10 protein-coding genes and 2 pseudogenes are annotated in these 10,526 nt (G+C 59.5%); 5 read left to right on the top strand and 7 right to left on the bottom strand.

Going from position 1 to position 10,526, the window contains the following annotated elements:
- Window positions 1-453: 453 nt before the first annotated feature.
- The 3 genes from AC07UC_RS35870 to AC07UC_RS35860 all read right to left on the bottom strand — a co-directional run bounded on the left by AC07UC_RS35870 (window position 454) and on the right by AC07UC_RS35860 (window position 3,304).
- Window positions 454-1,122, bottom strand: coding sequence for a winged helix-turn-helix transcriptional regulator (locus AC07UC_RS35870; RefSeq protein WP_494909470.1), 669 nt, complete (start codon window positions 1,120-1,122; stop codon window positions 454-456).
- Between the two features lie 222 nt (window positions 1,123-1,344).
- A complete protein-coding gene (locus tag AC07UC_RS35865; RefSeq protein WP_494909469.1) occupies window positions 1,345-2,514 on the bottom strand; it encodes a M24 family metallopeptidase in 1,170 nt (389 codons plus the stop codon).
- 31 nt (window positions 2,515-2,545) lie between these two features.
- Complete coding sequence (locus AC07UC_RS35860) at window positions 2,546-3,304, bottom strand: GntR family transcriptional regulator (RefSeq protein WP_494909468.1); 759 nt, start codon at window positions 3,302-3,304, stop codon at window positions 2,546-2,548.
- Window positions 3,305-3,500: 196 nt separating this feature from the next.
- On the opposite strand from AC07UC_RS35860, the pseudogene AC07UC_RS35855 reads away from it, so the two are divergent.
- The 4 genes and pseudogenes from AC07UC_RS35855 to AC07UC_RS35840 all read left to right on the top strand — a co-directional run.
- Window positions 3,501-3,953 (top strand): annotated as a pseudogene (locus tag AC07UC_RS35855) (transporter substrate-binding domain-containing protein); the annotation flags it as partial.
- Between the two features lie 187 nt (window positions 3,954-4,140).
- Window positions 4,141-4,377, top strand: coding sequence for a hypothetical protein (locus tag AC07UC_RS35850; protein WP_494909492.1), 237 nt, complete (start codon window positions 4,141-4,143; stop codon window positions 4,375-4,377).
- 128 nt (window positions 4,378-4,505) lie between these two features.
- A complete protein-coding gene (locus AC07UC_RS35845; protein ID WP_494909467.1) occupies window positions 4,506-5,165 on the top strand; it encodes an amino acid ABC transporter permease in 660 nt (219 codons plus the stop codon).
- Window positions 5,155-5,904: an amino acid ABC transporter permease gene (locus AC07UC_RS35840; RefSeq protein ID WP_494909466.1), complete on the top strand. Its 750-nt coding sequence runs from the start codon at window positions 5,155-5,157 to the stop codon at window positions 5,902-5,904. The genes AC07UC_RS35845 and AC07UC_RS35840 overlap by 11 nt, the downstream gene beginning before the upstream one ends.
- Before the next feature lie 362 nt (window positions 5,905-6,266).
- Here AC07UC_RS35840 and AC07UC_RS35835 read toward each other — a convergent pair whose 3' ends face one another.
- The 3 genes and pseudogenes from AC07UC_RS35835 to AC07UC_RS35825 form a co-directional block, all read right to left on the bottom strand.
- Window positions 6,267-7,235, bottom strand: a complete 969-nt coding sequence (locus AC07UC_RS35835; RefSeq protein ID WP_494909465.1) for a quinone oxidoreductase family protein — start codon at window positions 7,233-7,235, stop codon at window positions 6,267-6,269.
- A gap of 162 nt (window positions 7,236-7,397) precedes the next feature.
- Window positions 7,398-7,523, bottom strand: a pseudogene (locus AC07UC_RS35830) (SDR family oxidoreductase); the annotation flags it as partial.
- Window positions 7,524-7,992: 469 nt separating this feature from the next.
- Window positions 7,993-8,637 (bottom strand): hydrolase, encoded by a 645-nt coding sequence (locus tag AC07UC_RS35825; RefSeq protein ID WP_494909464.1) that lies wholly within the window; start codon window positions 8,635-8,637, stop codon window positions 7,993-7,995.
- A 154-nt stretch (window positions 8,638-8,791) separates the two neighbouring features.
- Here AC07UC_RS35825 and AC07UC_RS35820 point away from each other — a divergent pair, with 154 nt between their 5' ends.
- On the top strand, window positions 8,792-9,685 hold the full coding sequence (locus tag AC07UC_RS35820; protein WP_494909463.1) for a LysR family transcriptional regulator: 894 nt from the start codon (window positions 8,792-8,794) through the stop codon (window positions 9,683-9,685).
- Between the two features lie 343 nt (window positions 9,686-10,028).
- Here AC07UC_RS35820 and AC07UC_RS35815 read toward each other — a convergent pair whose 3' ends face one another.
- Window positions 10,029-10,442, bottom strand: coding sequence for a winged helix-turn-helix transcriptional regulator (locus AC07UC_RS35815; protein ID WP_494909462.1), 414 nt, complete (start codon window positions 10,440-10,442; stop codon window positions 10,029-10,031).
- Window positions 10,443-10,526 lie beyond the last annotated feature (84 nt).

The raw sequence follows: 10,526 nt of genomic DNA, 5'->3' as shown, positions 1-10,526 counted from the left end.
GGCCATTGTCATTTCTGTCGGAACCCGAATTGGCGCTTTTTGTGAGCAATGCCGTCAATAAGCGCCATTAAGCTCCGATTCGGAGAATCCGACAAGAAGTTTTGAGTTAACAGAAAGTTAACGCGGTGCACCGCCCATCTGCGGCTGGATCTCCATCCCCAGCCAGGGCGCGTTGGGCGCCAGCCACTAACACCTTATTTTCCCTCAAACATTTTTCGCTTTTTACGGCAGTAAACTCTCATCCGGCAAGGGCGGCATCTGGACGTTCGCTTTCCTCAGATATCCATCTGGCATTGAGGGGGAGGGGGGTTGACCCGGATCGCAGTGTGCTGCCTTGGCGCAGATCCGCCGTGCCGGACACTGGAGGACCAGAAGTGGGCTACGACGAACCCACACTATCGGAGCGCCGGTTAGGGCAGGGGACGTGACAGAGATCGGCCTGCCTCAGCAAGCCTAGGCCGTTTGCGACTCGAGCGCGTATCCGCCCAGTCTAATGGTCCGTATGACATCGTCATGCGCCGACTGTCTGATCGACCGTCTCAGCCGGCTCATATGGACGTCGACCGTGCGCAGACCGACGTAGACGTTGTTCGGCCACGCTGCCGCGATCAGCTGATCGCGGCTTAACACCTTCCCGGGATTCTCTAGCATATGGCGCAGCAACTTGAATTCGATCGGTCCGAGCGGGATCTCCATGCCGTTGCAACGCACATGATGCGTGTCGATGTGCATCTCGATATCACCGTAGTTCAGCAGCGTAGCACCTGGTGATCGTGATGGGGCCTGTCGGCCGGTCCTCAACCGTGAGTGCAGATAGTCAAGCAATTTCGCAGGCGCCAGCGGCCTGACGAAGCTCTCGTCGACCCTGGCTTTGAGCGGTGCCAGATGTTGGTTCTCGGCCCCAGGCGCGATCAATGCGACCACGGGCAGGGGAGTTGTCTGCGCGTCCTGGCTGAGCAGGCTACAATTATCTGCCATCTGATTATGCGGTCGGCAGTCGAGCACCCAGGCGTCGACGGCAGTGTGAGCTGCCAGTTGGCGCATTTCATCGGCGTTGCTGGTCAACGCGCTGGCGAAGCCGTCGGTCGCTAGAATGTAGCTGAGTATCAGATAGTTCCGCATCCTCCGAGCAGATCGCGATCAAAGGCTTCATGTCTGATATTCGCAGTTCGGTGGCCGGCATGGTGGAGTGCGCATCTTTCAAGAATTCATTGGCGGGGCGATCTGCTGGCCTCCAGAAGCGCGCTGGCTCGCATTTGATATGACGGCTTCGGGTCTCGTTTGCTTACATTCGCAAGCAACGCCATCCCGAAAACGGACAGGCGCTCGCCTTCGCAGATCGGGTCAATTGATGACAGGCAGTTGCTCGGGCGACAGATCGCTCAGGAAATCGACGCCACGCTCTCGGACATAGATGACCTCCTCGAACTGAAAGACGGCGCCATCGATCTCCAGCTTGGGCTCCAGGTGCAGGATCATGCCCGGTCTCACCTCTTCGGGGTTGTCCTTGGAGATCGACGGCGGCTCGGTGACATCAAGCCCTCCGCCGTGGCCAATGCGAGAAACAAGCCCGTAGGCAGGTGGCAGTCCTGCGTCCCTCCAAAGCCGCTCGAAGCCGGCAAAGATGTCGCCGCATGTCATTCCGGCCCTCACGCTGTTTGCCAGCGCCACGGTTAGTGCCCTGGTCCTTTCGTAAGCATCGGTCTCCCACCGCTCCGGTTGACCACCGCGGGCAATGCGGTTCCTGTCGGCGGGATAGCCCCCATAGGTGGACCGAAAATCCGTCCACGCATACTGACCGGCCATCAACGGTTGCATGCCCGGCGGGCGTGCATAATTGAACGGCCCCCTGCAAAATGTCATGGCGATGGGGTCGGCCCGCTCGGCACCGTTCAAGATGATGCGGCTCTGGATCTGGCGACAAAGTTCGACTTCGGTGATGCCGAGGCGCGCCTCGGAAACGGCATCGTCAAACGCTGCATTGACGATGCCAAACGAGATCCGCTTTAGATCGGCTTCGAAGCTCGATTTGATCATGCGGGTCCGCCACAGCACGTCCGCTGCGCTCTCAAGCCTGTTGCCACGTGTCTTCAGACCATCGACGATTTCCAGGACCCCGCGTCCGGACATATCCTGGCCGTAGTCGATCGCGGCTGTAGCCCTGGCAGCCGGATCACGTGCGGCAATCTCCTGAACAATGGCGGATGCGCCCTCGGCAAGGTAGCCGGTGTAGTAGACGATTGAAAAGCTTCGCGGCCTCGCCTCCAGATTTCTGGTCTCGATCTTGTTGGCAATCATGAGGATGTCGCGCTGGTCGACCACCGCGAATAGGGGACGGGAGTGATAACCCCAGGACAGCGTCCGGTAGTCGGTGAGATACTCGATGTTCTTCTGGTCGGTCAGGACCACGAAGTCGATATCGCCGCGCGCCATCTCCTGTCGAAGCGCCGCAAGCCTCAGGCTTCGTTCTTCTGCCGGGACGTCGGGGGAGGGGGGTACGGGAAAGCTGTTCATCGTCCTTGCACGTCCTCTTGCTGCTGCCGGGTCATCTGGCCGATTGCTCATGTTCGCCGCCTGGTCCCTCATCGCCGGCATCGAGTTCCACCACGCAAGCCAGGCGATCAAACGGAGACTCCGTGACACCGAACACGGAAAACTCCGGTTCGGTGGTGTTCAAACGGTAGAGGCGACGCAGCGTTGGATAGCCGTTGGCGATCGCAAAGGTCTGTTGTGCCTGCTCTGACGCCGGCGCAGCATCGATCAGCAATTTGGTATTGGTGAACCGAGTTCCATGGTCACGCAGCGCGTCTCCGATGAACCTCTTGCCGAATTCTTCGATCACTTCATCGCTTAGCGAGCCGGGCAGGTAGGAGATGTCGTACATGATCGGCGTATCGTCGGCCGAAATGACCTTGCGCACACACAGCATCAGGCCGTCCGGTGGCTCCAGCACGTCAAAGGCCGGGTCGAGAATTTTCTCCCTGGTCAAGGAGACGAGTTGAATGGAGGGTTTCAGCCCTAGCCGAAGGGCATCTGCGAAGGAGGTAAGCGAGAAGTCGAGGTCACGAATAAACCGCCGCTGCTCCCGGACGAAGGTGCCGAGCCCAGGCACGGAGCGCAGAATACCGGCAGGGTGGAGGTCGCGCAGCGCGCGCTTTATGGTGATAGCGCTGACACCGAATTCTTCCGCCAGGGCCGCGGCCGAAGGCAGCGCTTGGCCAACGTCATACTCGCCGGCGCGCACACGACGCGTGATCTCCTGGCGAACATTTTCATGCAACGCAGTTCCCGCTTGTCCGACCATTGTCAATCCCCCTCTAGGTATACCAGGAATACCTATAGCACGAGGCCGCCCATGTCCATAGCATCCCGATACCGCCCTCCGGGGATGGTTTTGCGCCGATTTTACAAAATTCGAACATTTTCTTCATAAAAGTTTGACATAGCTGTTATACCTGGTCTATCAGGTAGCCAGATTCAACCGGAAGGAGAACCGCAGAGTGGCTACGCCCCGATCCAGAGCAAGAGACTTCGCGCTCGCAGCCGGTTTCGCGCTGCTCTTCGTTTCCACCGGACACTCGCACGCTGAAACAACGCGGGATCGTATCTTGCGCGAGGGGAGGATCGTCATCGGCATCTCCAATGGCGCACCTTGGGGCTTTCGTGGCAAGGATGGCGAGCCGCAGGGATTTCATCCCGACTTGGTCAAGGCAGCGTTCAAGGGCCTTGGCATCTACGACGTCGATATCATCGTCACTGAATTCGGCGCCCTTATCCCCGCTCTCAACGCTCAGCGTTTCGATGCGATCGCTGCCGGCCTCCACATTACGCCAGAGCGGTGCGCGCTTGTGGCCTTCAGTGATCCGGACCTCAGGCTTGCCGATGCCGCCATTGTCGCCGAAGGCAACCCCAAGAATATCCACAGCTACGGACAGATCGCGCAAGATCCCGAAATCAAGTTCGGCGTCGGCCGCGGCAGCACGACGGCGAAGAATGCGGCCGCCGCCGGCGTGCCCGAGGATCGCACGCTGCTGTTTCCCGACATCCAGTCCAATGTCGCGGCACTGCTTACCGGCAGGATTGATGTGGCAGCCTTTTCGGCTCCGACCGCTGCCCGTATCCTCTCGGACGCCAACATTCATGGCATCGCGCGCGCATCGCCCTTCCAGGATGCGCTGGACGACGGCAAGGAACGCTACGGCTATTCGGCGATCGTTCCGCAAGCAGGATGCCGATCTGCGCGATCTCTACAATGCCCAGCTCAAAGCGCTCAAACTCGATGGCACGATGTCAGAAATCATGGCGAAGAACGGCTTCAGCGATGAGGAGAAGGCCCCAGACCTGACCAGCGCCCAGATCTGTGACGGGCAGGACTGAACCGTCCCCAAAATGAATCGGTAGCCCTCTCGTGCGGACTGCCGGATCCCTGTTGGTTGCCCACTGTTTTCGATCTCAGAGATCGAGGCTTCGGTTACCGGGGCATTTGAGTATCAAGGACCTATATCGTGACCAGCGTTGCAATCTTCATCGGCATCTTCGAAGGTTTCCGCATAACGGCGATTGTGACGGCACTAGGCTTGCTGTTTGCCGTGCCCTTTGCCCTGTTTTTTGGCGTAGCACAGTACCTGACGAAAGGCGTCGTGCATCTGGCGGCCACCGCGGTCATCGAATTCTGGCGAAGCTCGGCCGTCATCATCCTTCTCTTCGTCTTCTACTACGTCCTGCCCGTCATCGGTATTCATCTGCGCGCAATCACAGTGAGCGCGATGGTGCTGGGGCTTAACACCGGAGGGTATGGCAGCCAGGCGGTGCGCGCAGGCCTGCAGGCCCTCGATCGCGGGCAGCGCGACGCCGCCCTGGCGCTCGGACTGCAACGCCGACACAGCCTCTATTTGATCGAATTGCCGCAGGCCTTGCGCAGGATGGCACCGACCTTCGTCAATCAATTCATCCAGTTGATAAAGGGCACTGCGTTGGTGTCGCTTGTCACGCTGACTGACATGACGTTTCGCGCGAAAGAAATTGCGGAACTCCAATACAATCCCGTCGGTGTCTATACAGCGCTTTTGCTTGCCTATTTCGTTGTCTGCTACCCCATTGCCGTGCTCGGCCGACGACTGGAGCAGCGCAATGGGGCGGAAAGGGGCCAGCCACATGGATTTTGACCTAGGCCTTACCATCTCTGCCGTTCCACAAATTCTCAGTGTCATCGACACCACAATAGGCGTCACTGTGCTGAGTTGCGTCGGCGCTTCACTGCTGGGCTTCAGCTTTGAAATGGTCCGGCGAACGGGGTTCATTTCCGGCTATCTGGTGCGCTTTGCGATCGATTTCATTCGCTCCACGCCCGTGCTTGCGTGGCTGTATTTTCTCTACTTCGTCCTCCCTGCCTGCGGCCTCACGCTGCCTGCACTCGTCGTGGGCATAATGGGCCTGAGCATCTATTTCAGCGGTTATCTCGCCGAGGTGTTCAAGGCGGGCATCGACGCCATCCCCAAGGGGGAGGCGGCCAAGGCCTTGGGATTGAGCCAAAGAGATGCCATTGCCCTGATCGTGGCTCCGCAGATGCTGCGCAATGTCGCCGCGCCGATCGGCAACTATTTCGTCTCGATTTTGAAAGCGACGCCATATCTGGCCGTGATCGCAGTGCCGGAGATGCTGGGCAAGGCATTCGACATTGCGTCAAGGAAGGGGTCATGCGTTCGAATCACGTCGGGTGCGCCAAATACCGCCGATTACCCTCTAAGGCCGCCCATAACCGCCAAATGTACGCCCGTGCAAAGAGCGGGAACAACCAACGGACGAAAAAGCGTAGAAACGGGGGCGTTTGGCGTTGAAAAGTTCGAATCGCTTCCGGTCGATTGGTCGATTTTGACCTGCGCAGACGTGGTGTATGGGCTTTGAACGACCGCTATGCGCCCTCCTTTCGGTCGTTAAAGCTACGTCCGCCGATCCCCAAAAACGGAAATTGGCTATAACTCGTCCAAATGCGAGTTGATTATTTCTGCGTACACGTTTCGAACCCGGTCAGCCCGCCATCGGCTGCCAATTGCCCTCTATAACTCGCCATTATTGCCGATCACCGCACACCCACCAAGCGGCGCTGGAAATCGCCAATTCCACACTATAGCCCGATATATTTTGACAATCAGCGATGACAGCAGAAGTCGACCTTACCGGTCGTCACATTGCCGCCACGCGTCCATCGACTTCGAACGCGTCAATGTCAGTGAATCATGCTCGGCCAAAGGAAGCGAAGGGATTTTTCAGCGACCTGCCGGCACGATGACGACGCGTCCGAGAATGGAATTGCTTTCGGCATAGGCGTGAGCCTCAGCCGCCGCCGCGAGCGGAAACGTCCTGTCCACGATCACCTTGAGGGCCGCGGTCGCTGCGAGATCCAGCATCCGGGAAACCGTGCCATAGACATCCGGCTTTTCCAGTTGCGTGCCCATGAAGACGCCGGAAAGCGACTGGTTCGCCTGCATCGCCGGCCACAGATCGATATTGAGCCGCGAACCGCCGGCGTTGCCGACGAAGACCAGACGTCCCTCTGGGCGCAGCACAGCAAGGGAGCTTTGCAGGGTCGCCCCTACAGGGTCCACGACCAGATCGACGCCGCGACCTTCCGTCAGGTGCATGACCGTATCGGCGATGTCGACCGAGCGATGGTCGATCGCATGATCGAGGCCAAGCCCGACGAGGCGTTCGGCCCTCTCGACCCCTGAGACCGTTGCGAGCACGGTCGCACCGGCCCGATGCGCAAGCTGGATGGCGGCATGTCCGACGCCGCCGGCGCCTGCCTGGATGAGGACCGTTTCGCCACGCTTCAGACCACCCCGTGCGAAGAGACAATGATGAGCCGTCCCGAATGCGATCGGCAGGGCTGCGGCTGGGGCCATGTCGAGGCCTTCCGGCACCGGCCAGGTCCGGCTGACGGCAACTGCACGCAACTCCGCATGCGACCCGGCGAGATCGAAGCTCGTCACCTTCTGGCCCACATGACGATTCTTCACGTTCTCTCCGACCGCGATGATTTCGCCGGCGGCGGCATAGCCGACGATGAAGGCTGGAGGGGGCGGAGGCGTGGACGCACGATTGATCAGGTCGCCGCCCTCGATAGCGGCAGCCTCGACGCGGATCAGGACGCCATCGCTTGGGCAAACCGGATCTGGCACATCCACGTAGCGAAGGACATCCGGCGGGCCGGGGCGATCATAAATAGCGGCTTTCATAGTTCTCACGCTGCGCCATTACTTGCTTGGGGAACGGTGATGCTAGAGTGATTCATCGCCGCGGATATCTGCGGCCAAAATAAGCGAGCCAGCGGAACAATAGCTGGTTTCCGGGCGGTATCGCTCGTCGATATACAACTTGTCCCGAGCACGCCAGCGATGTTAAACTTGGGCGATGCCACCGTCGGCGAAGACCTCGCTCTCGGTCATAAAGCTGCTGTCACTCGATGCGAGGAATGCCGCTACTGCGCCGATCTCATCTGGGTCAGCGACGCGCCGGATCAGCGTCGCGCCCTGATGCCCGTGGCCGCGCCGGTCATGCGCGACGACGCGATAGCCCTTCGACAGGAAGAAAAGCTCTGCGCGTCCCAGTCGTCGGAACTGAGCGGCCAGCCATGGTGAAAGACGACCGACTGGGCGGCGTTGGGACTCCAGTCACTGAAAAAATCTGTACGCGTCGTCGGTCGTGACGAAGCCCATAGTGTGTTCTCCTTCTGGAGTGTCATGGGTGGCGGACTCCGCGGCACACGCAGTGCCCGGTGAAAAGGCGAGGCTTGCGGCGAGTGCCGAGGCTGAAGGTCGGAGGCAGCAGGGAGTCTCCGCGCGTTGTCCAAAAGGAGGCGGGTGGGATCACGCACAATCGTCACACATGAACGGGTTTGTTTCGGCAGAGGCCTTCGTTGTGAGGCCGGGATGGCGAAGGTTGAAAAGGGGATCATTCCGCCTCCAGCCGAAATGCTCGCCATCCCGGATGGAATCAGCCCGCTACTGGCGTGTTGAGAAGCTGCTGCTCCCAAAGATACGCGATGCCGCTGCCGCCGAAGTGCTGGATGAGAATTTCGGTCAGATCCTCGACATGCTCGGTGCGCGCCCAATCGCGTTGCCATTCGCCAGCGAGCGCCATCACAGTCATCACGTTCGCGCCGGCCGCGATCATTCGCTGGATGGCAACTTCGTGAGACTCCTTCGAAATCCCGCCCGACGCGTCGGTGATCACGGTCACATCCCAGCCTTCGCCGGCGGCCTGGATCACAGGCATCGCGACGCAGACCTCGGTCCACAGGCCGGCGATGATCAGCTGCTTGCGGCCGGTCGCCTTGACGACGTTCACCACATTCTCGTCCTGCCAGGTGTTCACCCAGGTACGGTCGATAACGTCCTGGTCCGGAAATACATCGGTGATCTGCTTGAAGAGAAGTCCACCGCGCGCCGCAATTACGCTGGTGAGAACCGTCGGAACATCGAAGGCTTTTGCCAGCTTCGCCAGCGCGGTCGTGAGGTTGACCACCGCTTGCGGATCGTGACTGTTCAGGTTGGCGAGCTGGTAGGGTTGGTGGTCAATCAGAACGAGGACCGAATCCTCAGGGCGAAGAAGCGAATCGAGGCCATTGCGAAGGGTCATCAAGACTTCCTTTCTCTGCCGCTATGGACGGCGGTGGGTTCGCGGGAGACATGCGCCAGCAGGCGGCATTGCCTGAACGCAATTTGCTGTTCCACGCGTTGATGCGGTAGTGCCATAGTCAGACAAGCTGTGTCGCGAAACGAGGAACGCCGAATTGGACATCGAAGATCTACGGACATTCGTCGCAGTGGCCGATGCAGGGGGCGTATCGGCCGCCGCGCGCCGGCTCGGCGTCTCCAAGTCAATCGTCAGTCGGCGGCTTTTCCGGATCGAAGCAGAACTCGGCGTTCAGCTTCTTGCACGAACGACCCGCGGCGCGGCGCTTACGGAAGCGGGAGTGACATTTAGGGACCACGCTGCCCGAGCCAGCGCCGAGATCGATACGGCGAGGGAAGCTATCCTCCCCACCGGTGAGCTGCGCGGCCGCCTGAGAGTTGCCGTGCCGCTTACTTTCGGGGCGACCCACTTCGCCCCCGTACTTGCGGAAATGGCTAGCCTGCACCCAAAACTTCACATCCATACGTCCTACAGCGATCGGTTCGTCGATCTTATCGCAGAAGGTTTCGACTGCGCGATCCGGGGCGCATACCTTCAGGACTCAAACCTGGTCGCGAAGCGCGTCGGGCCGATTAATGGAAAGCTTGTCGCTAGCCCGGATTACATCAAAGCGCACGGGTCGCCTGAGACCGTGGACGAACTCGTCACCCATCAGGCGCTCATGCAGGGAACGGAAGCCTGGCAGTTCACGGATGGCAGCAAAATTATTACGGTCCAGCCTCAGGGCAGGTTCAAGGCCGACAGCGCCACCGCGCTTGCCACGGCGGCGGCGGCAGGTCTCGGCATCGCCTGGCTCCCCGATTGCGTCACATATGAATATGTGACCTCCGGTGCGCTGGTCCCGATTATGACTCGCTACCCGGTTCCTCCGGGGGCCGCATATGTCGTCCGTCCGCCGGGTCAGCATCCCACGCGGAAAGTGCGGGTGCTAACCGAGATGCTGACCGAGTATTTCAGACGGAACCCGGAACTTTGGGGTCTCGACGGCTAGAACGTGAGCGGCGCGAAGCTTCGTTGAGAGCCTGCGTTAGACCGTCGCTCTATAGCGAGGCGCCAAGGCCGCCGCGCCCATAAACTTGGCGTCATTCATATTTTACTATTTGCTTGTGACCGCCATTTAGGAGGGCCATAGACAGGAATGGAGTAGTTAAAGTTCTCTGTCTGGTCGTTCTCGGCTCGCTCTCCAGAAGCGGACAGTCCCTTCCCGGCCCCTTAGCCGTCCGTTAGGAAACGACCTCAACTCTCGCCGCTCAGGGCAGCAATCGAAATGCGGAACGCCGACACAGCCGAGCGTTACCTGGACCGAGCCTCTCAATTCGGTCGGGGATTTGGATTTACAGCTCCGCCTGGTCGTAAGCGCGCCGGTGTGCCTTGATGGCGTTCAGATTATCGTGGACCCAGAAGTTAAATCCCTCAAGGGCGCGTAAAGCTCCGTGCCCGATCTCTGTCAGCTCGTACTCGACACGCGGCGGCACTTCAGGGAAATAGTGACGTATAATAAATCCTTCGCGCTCGAGATTGCGCAGCGTGAGGGTCAGCATGCGCTGGGTGATTTCGCCGACCTCTTTTCTCAGTGCTGAAAAGCGGAGCCGATGATCGTCCGCGAGAGAAAGACGCCAAAGAACCGGTACAGTCCACTTGTCACTCAGCAGGCCGCAGACTCCGTTTGACGGGATGGGCCTGAATAGCCTGTCGCTCTTTGATGCACGAAGTGTGCTGGCTTCGATCTTTTTGTCCAAGGGTATCATCCTTGTGCCTGATGCTAAAGAATGTGCCGTCTTCCGACGGAACTGCAATCGTATATATGGATGGCCCTTGTTCAACGTGAGGGT

The sequence above is a fragment of the Mesorhizobium sp. GW821-FHT04C10 genome, assembly GCF_059420305.1.
The sequence above is the reverse complement of the archived record's forward strand: the minus strand, read 5'-3'. Positions and strand labels throughout refer to the sequence as shown.

Coding starts and splice junctions, on each gene's coding strand:
- AC07UC_RS35850 (WP_494909492.1), top strand. CDS start 4,141: ATGGCATCGCGCGCGCATCGCCCTTCCAGGATGCGCTGGACGACGGCA.
- AC07UC_RS35860 (WP_494909468.1), bottom strand. CDS start 3,304: ATGGTCGGACAAGCGGGAACTGCGTTGCATGAAAATGTTCGCCAGGAG.
- AC07UC_RS35825 (WP_494909464.1), bottom strand. CDS start 8,637: ATGACCCTTCGCAATGGCCTCGATTCGCTTCTTCGCCCTGAGGATTCG.
- AC07UC_RS35815 (WP_494909462.1), bottom strand. CDS start 10,442: ATGATACCCTTGGACAAAAAGATCGAAGCCAGCACACTTCGTGCATCA.
- AC07UC_RS35835 (WP_494909465.1), bottom strand. CDS start 7,235: ATGAAAGCCGCTATTTATGATCGCCCCGGCCCGCCGGATGTCCTTCGC.
- AC07UC_RS35865 (WP_494909469.1), bottom strand. CDS start 2,514: ATGAACAGCTTTCCCGTACCCCCCTCCCCCGACGTCCCGGCAGAAGAA.
- AC07UC_RS35870 (WP_494909470.1), bottom strand. CDS start 1,122: ATGCGGAACTATCTGATACTCAGCTACATTCTAGCGACCGACGGCTTC.
- AC07UC_RS35840 (WP_494909466.1), top strand. CDS start 5,155: ATGGATTTTGACCTAGGCCTTACCATCTCTGCCGTTCCACAAATTCTC.